Origin of the sequence: Actinoplanes palleronii (assembly GCF_016862315.1) — a bacterium.
Classification (GTDB): Bacteria; Actinomycetota; Actinomycetes; order Mycobacteriales; family Micromonosporaceae; genus Actinoplanes; species Actinoplanes palleronii.
On record NZ_BOMS01000139.1, the window covers coordinates 1 to 15,391 of the forward strand.

Sequence of the window (15,391 nt, forward strand, 5' to 3'; positions counted from 1 at the left end):
GCGGGGTGTGGCGCACCGGCATGACCCGCGGGTGGGGCTGTCAGCGGCGGGGTGGGGGCAGGGTCCAGGTTCGGGGGACCTGGATCGGGGCGGCGGGGTCGCCGTCCAGGGCCAGGCTGACCTGCCAGGCGCTCATCGGCGGGCGGCCCAGGGACCACCAGCGGTCGATCAGGGCGACGGCGTCCGCGGTGTAGCGCTCCGCCTCGGGGCCGCCGGCCAGCACCGAGCCGTCCGCCGGGATCACCGCGCCGCCGGTGCCGGTCGCGTCCAGCAGGGCCAGGTGGTTCTGTTCGCGGCCGGGCAGGCCGGCCAGGGTGGCGCGGTGGTCCCAGGCCCCAGCGGCGTACCAGAGGTCGCGGTAGACGATCGCGTCCAGCGGCGAGGCCCACCGGGGCGGGGCGGTCTCGGCCATCGCGGCGAGGATCCCGGCCGACGGCGGGTGGCTGCCGGAGTGCCGGGCGCCGAGCGGGCCGGCTGCGGCCATGAAGCCCGAGGAACAGACCACGGTGGCGGTCATCGGATCACCTGGCCGGGCGGCCAGGACCGGATGGTGACCGGCGTGCTCGACCGGCGCCATCACGAAACCACCCGGGGCGAGCTGACCGAACCAGTGCGGGGAGAACCCGGCGACGCCGACGGTCACGATGATCCGGTCGTACCGGAAATCCGGAACCCCCAGATAACCGTCGCCGGCGACGACCCGCACCCCGGCGGCGCCGGCCCGATCCAGCGCGGACCTCGCGCGGGCGGCCACGTCCTCCTGAACGTCCACACTCGTCACCTCGGCGCCGAGCGCCGCCATCAGCGCGGCGTTGTACCCGGTCCCGGCACCGATCTCGAGCACCCGCATCCCGGGCCGGACGTCCAGCGCGCCCAGCATCATCGCCATCAGCGACGGCTGGCTGGACGAGCTGATCGGCTTGTCCCCGTTCAGCTTCGTGACCAGCACGTCGTTGCGGTACACCGAGGGCAGGAAGGCCGGGTCGCCCGGCTCGACACGGCTGCCGTCCCGCCGATGGAAACCCTCCGGTACGAACAGCTCCCGGCGCACCCCGGCGAACGCGGCGGCCAGTTCCGGCGTCAGCCGCACCCCGTCCAGCCTGATCTGATCGAGAAAGTCCCGCCGAACATCCGCCATGACTGCCACGGTACGTAACCTGACCCGGCTAGCGTGTCGCCCGTGGATGACTCAGTGGTCGGCTGCACCCTGGAATTCGACGTCCTTGAGCCCTCTGAGATCGCCCTGCAGATCGCCGTGGCCGGCCCGTCGAGAGAGACGCTGCAGGTCACCGGCGCGGACGGCCCGATCGAGTCCGTTGAGGTCGACCGGCAGCACGTGGTCCGCGCCCCGGCCGGCCCGCTCACCGTGACCTATCAGGCCACGGTGCCACCGAGGACGGCGGTGCGGCCGGTCACCGACCTCGACCGGATCGTCGCTCTGCGGCCCAGCCGGTACTGTCCCTCGGACAGGCTGGGCGGTTTCGCGGCCGGCGAGTTCGGGACCGAGCCGAACGTTCCCACCATCGCCGCGTGGGTGTTCCAGCGGCTCTTCTACCAGGGTGGCAGCAGTGGTCCCAGCACCGACGCCGTCGACACCATGCTGTCCGGTGCCGGAGTCTGCCGGGACTACGCCCACCTGGTCGTCACCCTGTGCCGGGCCAGTTCGATCCCGGCCCGGGTCGCCGCGGTCTACGCACCGGGACTGTCCCCGATGGACTTCCACCTGGTCGCCGAGGCCGTGGTGGACGGGCGGTGGACGGTCTGGGACGCCACTCGGCTTGCACCGCGTCCCACCCTGATCCGGATCGCGACCGGTCGGGACGCGGCGGACACCGCGCTGGCCAGCACCCTGTCCGGCTCGGTCATCCTGAACCAGACCGAGATCTTCGCCATCGCCGGCGGCGACCTCCCCCTCGATGATCACCAGTCGCCGGTGTCCCTCGCCCACTGACGACCGCGGACCGTTAATGGTGGGCGGGGGCAGCCGGGCGCACGGAGCCGGGCACCGGTGACGGCGCCGGGCCCACGGCCGCGACCGCCGCGGTCAGGCGTTCCGGCACGTCACCCGCGTGATAGGGCCACTCCGACTGTTCGATGTGGGCGAGGAACCCGGCATAGGTGACGGCGCCCAGCAACCCGGCCACCGGGCGCAGCAGTTCCACCGCGCGTTCCGGTTCGCAGCCCGGCGCGGTCTCCCGCCAGCGCTGCGCCCACGCCGCGACCAGCGGTTCCGGATTGTCCAGGCCGTCGGTGAGCCGCAGCAGGTCGAAGGCCGGGTGACCGACTCCGGAGTCGCCCCAGTCGATGATCACCAGGCCGGCCTCGCCGTCGGTGCGCACGTTGCCCGGGTGCAGGTCGCCGTGCAGCAGCGTGTCCGGCAGCCCGCAGGCGGCGACCGCGGCCAGCCGCTCCGGCAGCCCGTCGATCAGATCCGCCAGCCCGGGGATGTCATCCCGATACGGCGCGGCCACCCGGGCGAACCGGGCCGCGTCCAGACCGTGGGTCGGGAGCGCGGCGTCGGCCGGCACGGCGTCGTCCGGCACGGCGTCGGCCGGGAAGCGGCCGACCGGGGAGGTGGTGTGGGTCAGGCGGCGATCCGGGACGCCGGCCGTGAGCAGGCGGTCGGTCCGGGTGGCGTAGTGGGCCTGGACCGGGTGGAACATCTCGGCGATCTCGGCGCACAGCCGGGGACCCGCGCCATAGCGGTCGTCACCGGGCACGTGGGCGAGCAGCATCCGCCCGGCCTGGCCGGCGGCCAGCAGGTACGGGACGAGCTCCGGGGCGACCTCGGCGACCAGGCCGAGCACCGCGGGCTCGTGGGCGAAGAATCCCGGCACCTGTTTGAGCCAGGCCACCGGCCCGCCGTCCGGGCCGTCGAGCCGCCAGATCGCGGACAGGTTCCAGGTCCGCTGCTGACGAGCGGTCGCGCCGGGGAAACCCAGCCGGTCCAGCGCGCCGGCCGCCCAGGCCAGGGACGCGGACGGCCCGCCCGGCTCGGCCCACGGCGCGCGCCGGGCGTGCGGGACCAGGTCGGCGCCGAGCGGGGTCAGCCCGGCCGGCCGGTCCGGGGTCTCGGCGAGGTACGTGACGTGCCCGCCGGGCGGCGCCTCCCGGTCGGCGTGCAGCAACCGCAGCACGGTGACCTCGACCCCGGCCCCGGCGACCACCTCGGCGACCTCCTGCCACCAGGGGCCGAGAACGGTGAACGGCGGTAGCGCGCCGAGCAGGTCACCGGCAGGATCGACCAGCACCAGGGTCACGGTTCGAGGCATGACCTCATTCTCGCCCACAGGTGATCCTGATCGGCCCGCCCGTGCAGACGCAGCCGGGCCATTCCCCCGTCGGGGAAGATGTCCAGCCGCGCGTGGGTGACCGCAGGGCCCTTGACCAGCGGGAACCGGTGCGGAGTGTCCGGGCGCAACGCTGTCCGGGGCAGCAGCTCGACCTGGTCGCCGTCGGCGGTGAGACCGGTCAGCGCGGCCCAGCCGGGGGCGTTGCCCTTGAAGTGGCTGGTGTCCAGGTCGGCGAAACGCAACCTGGCCGGGGCGGCGAGCTGCACCAGCACCCAGTCGTTGGCGTCGTCGCGGCGGCGGGAGGTCTCCCAGCCGTCGCCCATGTTCTGCGCCAGGCCGGGCATCAGCATCCGCTGCGGGTGGCCGTAGAAGACGTTGCTGCAGTCGACGACGCGACCGCCGTACTCCGCGGCGGCCACGTCGAAGATCTTCGGCAGCAGCGCGGGGTCGGGGACCACCTCGCCGTGCACGCGCAGCCGGGCCACCCCGCCGTCCGGGTAGATGGTGAGCCGCACGTGGGTGTAACGCCGGCCGTCGGTGACCCCGAAAAGGTTTCTCGAGTCCCCTTTGAGCTCGGCACGCGGCAGGATCTCGGTCCACTCGGCCTCGGCGAGCTCGGCCGGGCCCGGATAGCCGGGCAGGGCGACCGCGTCGACCGACGCGTACGGCGGGAAGTTCCCGGTGAAGAACGCGGTGTCCACGTCCACCCCGTGGATCACGCCGGGCGCGCCCAGCCGGACGATCGCGAAGTCGTGCCCGGGGCTGCGGCGGCGGCGGGTCTCCCAGCCGTCGTACACCTGGCCCTTGTGGTCGAAGGTCTTCGGCGCGTGCCCGGGCGCGGACGGGAGCACGAGGTGGTCGGCGGTGGCGAAGAACTCGTCGTTGGCGTGCACGACACCACCACCGAAGGCCCGCGACGCGAGGTCGGGCAGTGCGGTGAAGTCCTCCATCAGTTCTCCCTCGTCAGGAATCGTCCGGCCTTCTCGGCGCCGGTCACCGGCGAGCCGCGCAGCCACGTGGTGCGGACCACGCCGCGCAGGGTCTTCCCGGCATACGGCGTCACCGGGTTCTTGTGGTGCAGCGCGTGCGCGTCGACCACGAACTCCGCATCCGGGTCGAACGCCACCAGGTCGGCGTCCGCACCGACCGCGATCCGGCCCTTGCCGGCCAGCCCGGCCAGGTCGGCCGGACGGCTCGCCATCCAGCTCACCACATCGGCGAGCGAAAACCCACGCGCTTGCGCGGAGGTCCAGATCACCGGCAGGCCGAGCTGCACCGACGCGATGCCACCCCAGGCGGCCGCGAAGTCGCCGGTGTCCTGACGTTTCAGTTCCGGGGTGCACGGCGAGTGGTCGCTGACCACGCAGGTGATCAGGCCGTCGGCCAGCGCGGCCCAGAGCAGGTCGGCGTTCGCGGCGTCCCGGATCGGCGGGCAGCACTTGAACTCGGTGGCGCCGTCCGGGATCAGGCCGGCGTCCAGCGTGAGGTAGTGCGGGCAGGTCTCGGCGGTGACCCGCACCCCCTCCGCCTTCGCCTTCGCGATCAGCGGGAGCGCGGACGCGGACGACAGGTGCAGGATGTGGACCCGCCGGCCGGCGGCCCGGGCCACCTCGATCGCGGTGGCGACCGCGGCGTGCTCGGCGTCGGCCGGGCGTGAGGAGAGGAAGTCCGCGTACGTCGCGGAGCTGGCCGCGTCGTGCAGGTGATCCGGGTCCTCGGCGTGCACCACGAACAGCGCGTCGACGGCCCGCATCGCCGCGCCGAGCTGGGCGGCGTCGACCGGCGGGAACTCCGGGACACCGGAGTCGGCGAGGAACGACTTGAAGCCGAACACCCCGGCGGCGTGCAGCGCGGGCAGGTCGGCCGCGTTGCCGGGGATGGCGCCGCCCCAGAAGCCGACGTCGACGTGGCACTGGCCGGTGGCGGCGGCCTGTTTGACCCGCAGCGCCGCGGCGTCGACCGTGGGCGGCAGGCTGTTGAGCGGCATGTCGATGATGGTGGTGACCCCGCCGGCCGCGGCGGCGCGCGTCGCGCTGGCGAAGCCCTCCCACTCGGTGCGGCCGGGCTCGTTGACATGCACGTGAGTGTCCACCAGCCCGGGTAGCAGCACGGTGTCAGCGAGATCGACGTCGTTGACCGCCGGCAGCTCCGCGTCGTACGGATGAATCGCGACGATCGTGCCGCCCACGACCGCAACCGACGCTGCCACCTGGCCCTCGGGCGTGATCGCCCGCCGGGATCGCACCACAAGATCGAACATGGATCGACCCTAACCGCGCTTTGTTACGCGGGATGCCCTTCCAGGCGGAAGCACATTTCGACGCCGTCACGTACCCTTCGGCCATGGCACGACGGTGGCGACTCGCTGTGATCTGTGTGGCCTGTGGTGTGGCCGTCAGCGGCCTCGAACTGGCCCGGGGCCGCACCGGCACGGCCGTGGCCATGCTGGTGTTCTTCCTGGTCATGGCGCTGGTGGCGTCGCCACTGATCTTCCCCGGCGCCACCGCCGCGCCGGACGGCGCGCCGGTGGTCTACTGGCGTCCCGGCTGCCCGTTCTGCCTGCGGCTGCGCGCCCAGCTGGGAGCGGACGGCGCCCGCCTGACCTGGGTGGACATCTGGCAGGACCCGGCGGGGGCGGCCGTGGTCCGCGGCATCACCGGCGGCGACGAGACCGTGCCGACCGTGGTGATCGGCGGCGAGGGCTTCGTCAACCCCGATCCGCGCTGGCTGCGCGAGCGCCTCCGGACCGCCTGACCGGTACGGCCCGCAGCCGGCCACCCCGGCCGGGCCGGGTGGGCGGATCCGGCACTTCGTCGAGGTGCAGGCTCCGGATGACCGCGGGCGGCGCGACGGTCGCCGCGTCCGGGCACGGGTACCAGGCGCACCCGCAGGAGCATCGTCTCGTCCACGGCTTGTACCAGGCGCGTACCGGTTCGTGTCGCACGTTCGCCTCCCGGCGTTCGGGCTGATGTCCTGTGGTACGTATCCGGCGCGCCACGGTTCGAGGTCATCGGCAATTCGACGGACGCTAATGTTTCACGGTATGAACGGAGCAGACCCACCACGCCGGGTGACCGGGCTGACCGTGCTCACCGTCGTCGTGATCGGACTCGCGCTGGCCGCGGTGGCCCTGGTCGTCCTGCTCGTCGTCAGTCCCGCCTCCGGGGTCAGCCTGGTCCCGGGCTGGCTCACTGCCGCCGGCGCGTCCACCACGGTGATCACCGGTGGTCTGGTCGCCGCGGCGCTGGCCGGCCTAGCGGTGATCAACAGCCGCCGCGGCCGGCGGTCCGGCCTGCTGGTCCTGCTGGCGATCACGACCGTGCTGGTGACCGCCGCGACGCACCGCATCACCGACGACCACGGTGACCGCGGTGACCGCGAGCCGGCGACGGAGAACACCTGCGTGGTCTACAGCGGCGGGAGCCAGAGCTGCCCCGGTGGCTGATCCCGATCAGACGAGAGCGGTGAGCTGTTCCCGGGGGAAACCCGCGTCGGTCAACGCACCGCAGTCCAACCCGCGCAGCAGATACCCGGCCAGCGCCCGCGCGGTCGCCGGCTCGTCCATGATCCCGCTGTCCTGCCGGTCCAGGTACCGGTGCAGGCGGGTGATCGCCGCGTCCCGGCCGTCCCGGAAGAACGCGTAGGTCGCCGCGTACCGGCTCGGCAGCTGCGCCGGGTGCAGGTCCCAGCCCTGGTAGTAGCCGCGTTCCAGGGAACGGCGGACCAGCCGGTGGTGCAGCTGCCACGCGGCGTGCACGTCGTCGCGGCCGCCGACCGGCAGGATGTTCGTCGACCCGTCGGAGAGCCGCACCCCGGTCTGCGCCGCGGCCGCCTGCATCACCGCCTTGGCATAATCGGCCACCGGATGTTCCATCGACTGGTAGGCCGCGGCCACTCCGGCCGCCGCGCTGTAGTCGTAGGTGCCGTAGTGCAGGCCGGTGCAGCGCCCGTCGGCCGCGGTGATCAGCCGGGCCACCGTGGCCGTGCCGTCCGCGGCGAGGACCGCCGAGGGCAGTTCGACCTGGATCTCGAAGGTGAGCGCGCCGGTGCTCAGGCCGTACGAAAGCTCGAGTTTTTCGCAGAGCGCGACCATCGTCGCGACCTGGTCCGTACCGCTGACCTTGGGCAGGGTGATGGTGAAGGTGTCCTGGTAGGAGTCCAGGAAAAGATCGAGGGTGCGCAGCGCGCGGTGCCGGGTCGCGGCCTCCAGCGACTTGATCCGCAGGCCGAGGAACGGCGGGCGCGGTCCGTCGGCCAGGGTCGCCGCCGCCTTGCGGACCGCGGCGTCTTCCTGATCATCATCTCGTACGCCGTAACCGTCCTCGAAGTCCACCCGCAGGTCCTCGATCGGCTCCCGTGCCAACTTGGCGCGCACCGCGCCGTCCGGCCACGGGAAATCGTGCTGATCCATCGCGGTCAGCGCGATCGTGCCCCAGTCGCGGAACCCGTCGAGCTTGTCGGCGGGCACGTAGACGGTGTGCACGGGTTGCCGCCCGGCGCGCTCCCCCGGGTACCGGGCCCGGAGGAACGCGTCGTGGGCAGCAAGGCGCCCGTCGATCTCGGCATAGTCATGATCGGACAGGCGCATGTGACGATTTTCCTCAGTCGATGGCGTCGTAGGCGGCGCTGGTCAGGAAGTCGGCGAAGTCGTCGGCCAGGGCGACCCGCTCGAACAGCTTGCGGGCGTCCTCGAAGCGGCCCTCGCCGCCGGCCGCCTCTTTGATCTTGACGAGTTCCTCGTCCTCGATCCGGGCCACCAACTCGGCGGTGATCGGGGTGCCGTCCGGCAGCTTGACGCCGTTGTGGATCCACTGCCAGATCTGCGAGCGGGAGATCTCCGCGGTGGCGGCGTCCTCCATCAGGTTGTGGATCGCGACCGCGCCGTTGCCGCGCAGCCAGGCTTCCAGGTACTGCAGGGCCACGTTGACGTTGTTGCGCAGCCCGGCCTCGGTGACCTGCGCGTCGAGCGAGGCGACGTCGAGCAGGTCACGGGCGTCGACCGAGACGTCCGGGCGCAGCTTGCCGAGCTGGTTCGGCTTGTCGCCGAGCACCCGGTCGAAGATCGCCTGGCAGACCGGGACCAGGTCGGGGTGCGCCACCCAGGAACCGTCGAAGCCGTCGCCGGCCTCGCGCTCCTTGTCCTCGTTGACCTTCGCGAGGGCCACCTCGTTGACCTTCGGGTCGCGGCGGCTCGGGATGAACGCGGCCATCCCGCCCATCGCGAACGCGCCGCGCTTGTGGCAGGTGGCCACGAGCAGTTCCGAGTACGCCCGCATGAACGGCGCGGTCATCGTCACCGAGGCACGGTCCGGCAGGATCATCCGCGGGTTGTCCCGGAAGTACTTGATGATGCTGAACAGGTAGTCCCAGCGGCCGGCGTTCAGGCCCGAGATGTGCGGGCGGAGCGCGTAGAGGATCTCCTCCATCTCGAACGCGGCCGGGATGGTCTCGATCAGCACGGTCGCGCGGATGGTGCCGACCGGGATGTTCAACGTCTCCTGCGCATACGTGAAGACGTCGTTCCAGAGCGCGGCTTCCTTGTGCGACTCCATCTTCGGCAGGTAGAAGTACGGCCCACTGCCACGCTCGAGCAACTCCGCGGCGTTGTGGAAGAAGTAGAGCCCGAAGTCGACCAGGGCGCCGACGGCCGGTTCGCCGTCGACGGGCAGGTGCCGCTCGTCGAGGTGCCAGCCGCGCGGGCGCATCACGATCGTGGGGTACGGGCCGTCGTTCAGCGCGTACGTCTTCTTCTCGGTCTCCAGCGTGATCGTGCGCCGGATCGCGTCGTACAGGTTCTGCTGGCCGTCGACCACGTTGGACCAGTGCGGGGTGTTGGCGTCCTCGAGGTCGGCCAGCCACACCTTGGCGCCCGAGTTCAGCGCGTTGATGGTCATCTTCCGCTCGGTCGGTCCGGTGATCTCGACGCGGCGGTCCCGCAGGTCGGCGGGGGCCGGCGGGGCCGACCACTCGGCGGCGCGGATGTCGGCGGTCTCGGCCAGGAAGCCCAGGCTCGCGCCGGCGGCGATCTCGGCTCGCCGGGCGGCACGCGCCTGGAGGAGCTCGTTCCGGCGCGGCCGGAACCGCCGGTTCAGGTCGGCGACGAACGCCACGGCCTCATCGGACAGGATCTCGGTCATCGTTGACGGCTCCTCTCGGTGTTATTACTCCCGCGTAGCGTAATGGGGGTGCCGCCCCACGTCAGCGGCCGCGAGAGCCAAGAAGATCACACTTGGCACACGACCGTCATCAATCCCTAACGTTCCGCGTTCAGCAGGCGACGGTGTGCTTGCCGCGCCTCCCTCGTCAGGGTCTCCTCGTCCGCATTGACCAGTTCACCCCGGTTGACCACCGGTTCGCCGCCGACCAGCGCCAGCTCGACCGGCGCCGGCGGGCCGAAGACCAGTGCCGCCACCCGGTCGTCGATCCCCTCGTGACCCAGCCCGTCCAGCCGCCACATCACCAGGTCGGCCAGCTTGCCCACCTCGAGCGAGCCGATGTCGTCCTGCCGGCCCAGGCAGCGCGCCCCGCCGATGGTGCCGAGCCGCAGCGCCTCGCGCGCGGTCATCGCGGTCGGCCCGCCGCGCAGCCGCGCCGTGTAGAGCGCCTGCCGCAGCTCGGCGCCGAGGTGCGAGACCTCCTGCGAGGCCGCGCCGTCGACACCCAGACCCACCGGCACGCCGTGGTCGACGAGTTCACGCACCCGGGCCATGCCCGCGCCGAGCCGGGCGTTGGAGCTCGGGCAGTGCGCCACCCCGGTGCCGGTCGCGCCGAGCGTGGCGATCGCCGCGTCGTCGAAGTGCACGCCGTGCGCCAGCCAGACGTCCTCGCCCAGCCAGCCGACCCGCTCCGCGTACTCGATCGGGGTGCAGCCGAACCGTTCCAGGCAGAACGCCTCCTCGTCGTCGGTCTCGGCGAGGTGGGTGTGCAGCCGGACGCCCTTGCGCCGGGCCAGCACCGCGGCCTCCTCCATCAGCCGGGTGGTGACCGAGAACGGCGAGCACGGCGCGACCGCGATCTGCAGCATCGCGTCCGGCGACGGGTCGTGCCACTTGTCGATCGCTGCCTCGGTGGCGGCCAGGGCCTCGTCGGTGTCCTCGACCACGTGGTCCGGCGGCAGCCCGCCGTCCTTGCGGCTCAGGTCCATCGACCCGCGGGTCGGGTGGAACCGGAGCCCGATCCGCCGGGCCGCCTCGATCTCGGCGCCGAGCACGTCGCCGCCGTCGCGGGGGAAGACGTAGTGGTGATCCATGCTGGTGGTGCAGCCGGACAGGGCCAGCCAGCCCAGCCCGGCACCGGCCGCCGCGCCGACGATCTCGGCGTCCAGCCGGCCCCAGATCGGGTAGAGCGTGGTCAGCCAGCCGAACAGCGTCTCGTCCAGGGCCAGGCCGCGGGTCGCCCACTGGTACAGGTGGTGGTGGGTGTTGACCAGGCCCGGGGTGACCAGGCCACCCTTGCCGTCGATCCGCTCGGCGTGATCGAAACCGGTCGCCGGGCCAGGGCCGACGGCCGCGATCCGGCCGTCGTCGCCGACCACCACGTGGCCGTCGGCATACTCCGTGCCGGCCGCGTCGACGGTCGCGACCGTGACGTTCTCCAGGCGGATCACAGGTACCACTCCGCGCTGGCTGGCGCCGCGTCGTCGCGGGTCACGGTTCCTTCGATCAATCCGTACGGCCGGTCGCCGGCGATGAACACCTCGTTGTCGTTCTCCAGCCCGAACGGGGACAGGTCGACCAGGTAGTGGTGCTTGTTCGGCAGCGCCAGGCGGATCTCGGCGAGCTCCGGGCGGTTCGTCAGCACCATGGTGCCCATCGACAGCAGGGTCTGCTGGAGCGAATAGCTGTAGGTGTTCACGAACGCGCCGGTCATCGCGTCCAGCGCGCCCTGGAACGACGAGCCCCAGTCGGCGTCGTCGGTCAGGTGCCGCCACTTCGCGTCCACGGCGGTCGCCAGGATCCGGTCGGTCGACTCCGGCAGCGTCGTGTAGCGGTCCTTGACGAAACCGTGGAACTCCGACGCGGTGGTGTTCAGCAGCACCAGGCCGGAGATCCCGGAGACCACCTGGGTGGCCTCGCGGCTCACCGTGACGACGGTGGTGCGGGTGTAGTCGCCACGCTTCTGGAACGAGTGCGGGCCGAGGCGGTCCCAGGCGTACGACTCGATGCTGACCTTCGCGGAGTCCACCTGGCCCTGCGTCTTGACGAAGTGCCGGGCCAGCAGCAGCGCGAACGCCTCCGGCTCGCCGGCACCGTGCTGCTTGGCGAACGCGTACACGGTGTTCTTCATCGTGTCGGTCGGCAGCACCCCCGAGTTGTCGCCGGTCTGGTGGGTGGCCGCCAGATCACCGGAGAGCGCGACGCTGACGTTGAAGTCCACCAGCCCATACGTCTCGCCGTCCCGGTGCACGCGGACCAGCCGGGTCTCCGCCTTGCCGTACCGGTTGGGCCCGAGCACGATCGCCAACGTTCAGCTCCCTCGATAAGTGGTGTAGCCGTACCGGCTGAGCAGCAGCGGCACGTGGTAGTGACGTTCCGGGTCGTGCACGTGGAAGGCAATGGTGATCTCCGGGAAGAAGCACTCCTTGCCGAGGTACGGCTCCACGTAGAAGAACAGCCGGTACCCGCCGGCCTGCCAGTCACGCATCGGCACCGAATAGCGCAGCCGGCCGTCGTCGTCGGTGCGGCCCTCGCCGACGGTCGACCAGCCGTCCGAGTCACGGCGTTCCAGCCGGACGTAGACGTCCCGGGCCGGCTCGCCGGTGATGGTGTCCAGGATGTGCGTCGAGATCCGGGCGTGGAACTCGGCCGCCAGACCGTCAGAGGGCATCGAGCACCCGCTCCAGCCGCAGCCCGGCGATCTTGCGGAGCTCCTCCGCCACGATGACCCGCTCGGCCGCCTCGTCGTTGCCGAGCCGCTCACGGGCCGCGGCCAGGATCTCGGCCTGGCTCCGCCCGCTCGCGAAGATCAGGAACACGTGGCCGAACCGGTCCTCGTACGCCCGGTTGGCCTCGATCAGCGCGGCCTTCGTCGCGTCGTCGGCGCTCTGCGCGGCGGCCGACTGCTCCACCCGGGACCAGGCCGCCTCCTGCGACGCGCCGGCCGCCCGCTCGCCGATCCGCGGGTGCGCGGACAGGCCCAGCACCACGTCCTCCCAGGTCAACGCGCGCGCCGCGGCATCGGCCGCGGCGACGACGGCGGCCCGGTCCGGGTACGGCCGCCCGGCGGCGATCGTGGTGCCCCAGGCCGGCGCTGCCAGGCAGGCCAGCAACTGGTCGGTCAGGCGCTCGGCCGGCAGCGCGTTGAACGTCTCCACCGCGCTCATCGGTCACCCCCTCCTCGATGTTGATCAGTCAAGCAGGCCGACTCCGCCAGGTGCACCGGCGGAGCGAAGAATTAACACGGTCACCCTGCCACGATCCTCAATCGGAAACACTGCCGATCCGCGGTCCGGTGATGCTCGCGGGGATCGGGAAGACTGTCCGCGTGCTGATCCCCGCCGACGCCCTGCCCGATCTCCCGGTCCGCGACCTGCTGCCGGAGGTCACCGCCACGCTCGCCGCCGCGGGAGCCGCGGTGCTCGTCGCGCCGCCGGGCACCGGCAAGACCACACTCGTCCCGCTCGCCCTGGCCGGACCGGGCCGGGTGCTGGTGGCCGAGCCCCGGCGGGTCGCCGCCCGGGCCGCCGCCCGCCGGATGGCCGCCCTGCTCGGCGAGCAGGTCGGCGAGCGGGTCGGTTACGCGGTGCGCGGCGAGCGGAAGGTCTCCCGGCAGACCGTGGTCGAGGTGGTCACCACCGGGCTGCTGCTGCGCCGGCTGCAGCGTGACCCCGAGCTGGCCGGCACGTCGGTGGTGATCCTGGACGAGTGCCACGAGCGGCATCTCGACTCCGACCTCGCGCTGGCCTTCCTGATCGAGGTGCGCGGCGTGCTGCGGCCCGAGCTGCAGCTGCTGGCGACGTCCGCGACCGCCGACTCCGACCGGCTGGCCGCGGTGCTCGGCGAGACCGGCCGCCCCGCGCCGGTGATCACCGCGTATGCCCGCACCTACCCGGTCGAGGTGCTGTGGTCGCCGCCGCCCGTCCCGATCGCGCCGCCGCTCGGGCTGCGGGTCGATCCGAAACTGCTCGACCACGTGGCCGCCACCACCCGGCGGGCGCTCGCCGAGGGCGACGGCGACGTGCTGGTCTTCCTCCCCGGCGCGCGGGAGATCGACACGGTGGCCGGCCGGCTGCGCGGGGTCGACGCCGAGGTGCTGCCGCTGCACGGCCGCCAGTCCGGCGCGGCACAGGACGCCGCGTTGCGTCCCGGGCCGGGCCGCCGGGTGGTGCTGGCCACCACGATCGCGGAGAGCAGCCTGACCGTGCCCGGGGTGCGGTCGGTGGTCGACGGCGGGCTCAGCCGGGTCCCGCGGATGGATCACTCGCGCGGCCTGGGCGCGCTGGTCACCGTCGCGGTGTCCCGCTCGTCGGCGGTCCAGCGAGCCGGCCGGGCCGGCCGCGAGGCGCCCGGACGGGCCTATCGGTGCTGGTCGCAGGCTCAGCACGACCGGCTGGCGGCACAGCCCGAGCCGGAGATCGCGGCGGCCGACCTGACCGGCTTCGCCCTCGATCTGGCGCTCTGGGGTGACCCGGGCGGCGCCGGGCTGGCGCTGCCCGACCCGCCGCCGGCGGGCGCGCTGCGCGCCGCCGTGGCCACCCTGCACGACCTGGGCGCGGTCGACGACGAGGGCCGGGTCACCGCGCGGGGCCGCGCGCTGGCCGGTGCCGGTCTGCACCCGCGGCTGGCCCGCGCCCTGCTGGACGGCGCGACCCTGGTCGGTGCCCGGCGGGCCGCCGAGATCATCGCGGTCCTCGACGATCCCGGCTCGACCACCGACGACCTGGTGCGGGCGGTGCGCCAGGCGCGCGCGGCGAACACGGCGCCGTGGCGGGCCGAGGTCCGCCGCCTGACCGCCGCCACCAGTCCCGATCCAGCCGCGACCACCGCCGGCCCCGCCGCGCCGCCCGAGACCGCGGCTCCGGGAGAGGCCGGGCGGGCAGGCAGAGCCACGCACTCCGCGGCGGCGCGGATTCCCGACGACCTGGCCACCGGGCTGGTGGTCGGGCTGGCGTTCCCCGAGCGGGTCGCGCTGGCCCGGGAGCCGGGCGCCCGGGAATACCTGATGGCCGGGGGCACCGCCGCCGACCTCCCGCCGGCCAGTGCGCTCGCCGGGACACCCTGGCTCGCGGTCGCCTCCGCCGACCGGACCGCCGGGGCGCGCACCGCGCGGATCCGCAGCGCCGCGCCCCTGGACGAGGACACCGCGCGGGAGGTGGCGGCCGCGCTGTACCGCGAGGACACCGAGATCGGCTGGATCGACGGCGACGTGGTGGCCCGGCGGGTGCAGCGGCTCGGCGCGATCACGCTGACCACCCGGCGGATCGCCGACCCGAAGCCCGCCGCGCTGCGCGAGGCGCTCTTCACCGGGCTGCGGGCGACCGGACTGAGCCTGCTGACCTGGAGCCGGGCCACCGAGGAGCTGCGGGCCCGGCTGGCGTTCGCGCACGCCGCGCTCGGCGACCCGTGGCCGGACGTCTCCGACGAGGCCCTGCTCGCCGACGCCGAGGACTGGCTGGATCTCGGCACCGCACGCCGCCGCGCCGACCTGGCGAAACTCGACGTGGCCTCGGCGCTGCGCCGGCGGGTGCCCTGGTCGGTGGCCGGCCGCCTGAACGACGTCGCCCCGGAACGGCTGCCGGTGCCCAGCGGTTCGCAGGTCCGGGTCGACTACTCCGATCCGGCCGCGCCGGTGCTGGCGGTGAAGGTGCAGGAGGCGTTCGGCTGGAAAGACGCGCCCCGGCTGGCCGACGGCCGGGTTCCGGTGCGGCTGCACCTGCTCTCCCCGGCCGGACGGCCGGTCGCCGTCACCAGCGACCTCGCCTCGTTCTGGCGGCAGGGGTATCCGCAGGTCCGGGCGGAGTTGCGCGGGCGCTATCCGCGCCATCCGTGGCCCGAGGACCCGCTGACCGCCCCGCCGACCCGCCGCCTGAACCCCCGCTCCCGCTGACCCCGCGCCGCGCGGTCCCGGCTGGTGCTCAGGGGTGCCTCAGGAGTTCTGAG

Annotated in this window: 13 protein-coding genes and 1 pseudogene; 4 read left to right on the forward strand and 10 right to left on the reverse strand. The window is 73.1% G+C overall.

Annotated elements, in window-relative coordinates; genetic code table 11:
• Nucleotides 1–40 precede the first annotated feature (40 nt).
• A complete protein-coding gene (locus tag Apa02nite_RS41170) occupies nucleotides 41–1,138 on the reverse strand; it encodes a protein-L-isoaspartate O-methyltransferase family protein (protein WP_203829913.1) in 1,098 nt (365 codons plus the stop codon).
• Nucleotides 1,139–1,180: 42 nt separating this feature from the next.
• Between Apa02nite_RS41170 and Apa02nite_RS41175 the strand changes: the two genes are divergently transcribed.
• The gene (locus Apa02nite_RS41175; protein ID WP_203829914.1) at nucleotides 1,181–1,951 is read left to right on the forward strand and encodes a transglutaminase family protein; all 771 of its coding nucleotides are present in this window, start codon (nucleotides 1,181–1,183) and stop codon (nucleotides 1,949–1,951) included.
• A 13-nt stretch (nucleotides 1,952–1,964) separates the two neighbouring features.
• On the opposite strand, the gene Apa02nite_RS41180 is transcribed toward Apa02nite_RS41175, so the two are convergent.
• The 3 genes from Apa02nite_RS41180 to allB are packed head-to-tail and all read right to left on the reverse strand — an operon-like array spanning nucleotide 1,965 to nucleotide 5,553.
• The gene (locus Apa02nite_RS41180; RefSeq protein ID WP_203829915.1) at nucleotides 1,965–3,272 is read right to left on the reverse strand and encodes an aminoglycoside phosphotransferase family protein; all 1,308 of its coding nucleotides are present in this window, start codon (nucleotides 3,270–3,272) and stop codon (nucleotides 1,965–1,967) included.
• Nucleotides 3,257–4,243, reverse strand: coding sequence for an allantoicase (gene alc / locus Apa02nite_RS41185; protein ID WP_203829916.1), 987 nt, complete (start codon nucleotides 4,241–4,243; stop codon nucleotides 3,257–3,259). The genes Apa02nite_RS41180 and alc overlap by 16 nt, the downstream gene beginning before the upstream one ends.
• On the reverse strand, nucleotides 4,243–5,553 hold the full coding sequence (gene allB / locus Apa02nite_RS41190; RefSeq protein WP_203829917.1) for an allantoinase AllB: 1,311 nt from the start codon (nucleotides 5,551–5,553) through the stop codon (nucleotides 4,243–4,245). Before allB ends, alc begins: the two co-directional genes overlap by 1 nt.
• An 83-nt stretch (nucleotides 5,554–5,636) precedes the next feature.
• Between allB and Apa02nite_RS41195 the strand changes: the two genes are divergently transcribed.
• Nucleotides 5,637–6,047, forward strand: a complete 411-nt coding sequence (locus Apa02nite_RS41195) for a glutaredoxin family protein (protein WP_203829918.1) — start codon at nucleotides 5,637–5,639, stop codon at nucleotides 6,045–6,047.
• A gap of 289 nt (nucleotides 6,048–6,336) precedes the next feature.
• Entirely contained in the window at nucleotides 6,337–6,738 is a 402-nt protein-coding gene (locus Apa02nite_RS41200; protein ID WP_203829919.1) for a hypothetical protein, read from the forward strand.
• A 6-nt stretch (nucleotides 6,739–6,744) separates the two neighbouring features.
• Here Apa02nite_RS41200 and Apa02nite_RS41205 read toward each other — a convergent pair whose 3' ends face one another.
• From Apa02nite_RS41205 to uraD, 6 genes and pseudogenes are all read right to left on the reverse strand, one after another.
• Complete coding sequence (locus Apa02nite_RS41205; protein WP_203829920.1) at nucleotides 6,745–7,881, reverse strand: DUF6986 family protein; 1,137 nt, start codon at nucleotides 7,879–7,881, stop codon at nucleotides 6,745–6,747.
• 13 nt (nucleotides 7,882–7,894) lie between these two features.
• Nucleotides 7,895–9,433: pseudogene (gene aceB, locus Apa02nite_RS41210) on the reverse strand (malate synthase A); the annotation flags it as partial.
• A 113-nt stretch (nucleotides 9,434–9,546) separates the two neighbouring features.
• The gene (locus Apa02nite_RS41215; protein WP_203829922.1) at nucleotides 9,547–10,899 is read right to left on the reverse strand and encodes an 8-oxoguanine deaminase; all 1,353 of its coding nucleotides are present in this window, start codon (nucleotides 10,897–10,899) and stop codon (nucleotides 9,547–9,549) included.
• Nucleotides 10,896–11,747 (reverse strand): factor-independent urate hydroxylase, encoded by an 852-nt coding sequence (pucL, locus tag Apa02nite_RS41220; RefSeq protein WP_239164919.1) that lies wholly within the window; start codon nucleotides 11,745–11,747, stop codon nucleotides 10,896–10,898. The genes Apa02nite_RS41215 and pucL overlap by 4 nt, the downstream gene beginning before the upstream one ends.
• A 12-nt stretch (nucleotides 11,748–11,759) precedes the next feature.
• The gene (uraH, locus tag Apa02nite_RS41225; RefSeq protein ID WP_067693003.1) at nucleotides 11,760–12,119 is read right to left on the reverse strand and encodes a hydroxyisourate hydrolase; all 360 of its coding nucleotides are present in this window, start codon (nucleotides 12,117–12,119) and stop codon (nucleotides 11,760–11,762) included.
• Nucleotides 12,109–12,615: a 2-oxo-4-hydroxy-4-carboxy-5-ureidoimidazoline decarboxylase gene (uraD, locus tag Apa02nite_RS41230; protein ID WP_239164914.1), complete on the reverse strand. Its 507-nt coding sequence runs from the start codon at nucleotides 12,613–12,615 to the stop codon at nucleotides 12,109–12,111. The genes uraH and uraD overlap by 11 nt, the downstream gene beginning before the upstream one ends.
• 167 nt (nucleotides 12,616–12,782) lie before the next feature.
• Here uraD and hrpB point away from each other — a divergent pair, with 167 nt between their 5' ends.
• Entirely contained in the window at nucleotides 12,783–15,338 is a 2,556-nt protein-coding gene (gene hrpB / locus Apa02nite_RS41235; RefSeq protein WP_203829955.1) for an ATP-dependent helicase HrpB, read from the forward strand.
• The last annotated feature ends 53 nt before the right edge of the window (nucleotides 15,339–15,391 follow it).

Bases quoted from the DNA above. Each gene is read 5' to 3' on its own strand.
- Apa02nite_RS41170 (WP_203829913.1), bottom strand. From the start codon at position 1,138: ATGGCGGATGTTCGGCGGGACTTTCTCGATCAGATCAGGCTGGACGGG.
- Apa02nite_RS41180 (WP_203829915.1), bottom strand. From the start codon at position 3,272: ATGCCTCGAACCGTGACCCTGGTGCTGGTCGATCCTGCCGGTGACCTG.
- uraH (WP_067693003.1), bottom strand. From the start codon at position 12,119: ATGCCCTCTGACGGTCTGGCGGCCGAGTTCCACGCCCGGATCTCGACG.
- Apa02nite_RS41195 (WP_203829918.1), top strand. From the start codon at position 5,637: ATGGCACGACGGTGGCGACTCGCTGTGATCTGTGTGGCCTGTGGTGTG.
- allB (WP_203829917.1), bottom strand. From the start codon at position 5,553: ATGTTCGATCTTGTGGTGCGATCCCGGCGGGCGATCACGCCCGAGGGC.
- Apa02nite_RS41200 (WP_203829919.1), top strand. From the start codon at position 6,337: ATGAACGGAGCAGACCCACCACGCCGGGTGACCGGGCTGACCGTGCTC.
- Apa02nite_RS41205 (WP_203829920.1), bottom strand. From the start codon at position 7,881: ATGCGCCTGTCCGATCATGACTATGCCGAGATCGACGGGCGCCTTGCT.
- alc (WP_203829916.1), bottom strand. From the start codon at position 4,243: ATGGAGGACTTCACCGCACTGCCCGACCTCGCGTCGCGGGCCTTCGGT.
- uraD (WP_239164914.1), bottom strand. From the start codon at position 12,615: ATGAGCGCGGTGGAGACGTTCAACGCGCTGCCGGCCGAGCGCCTGACC.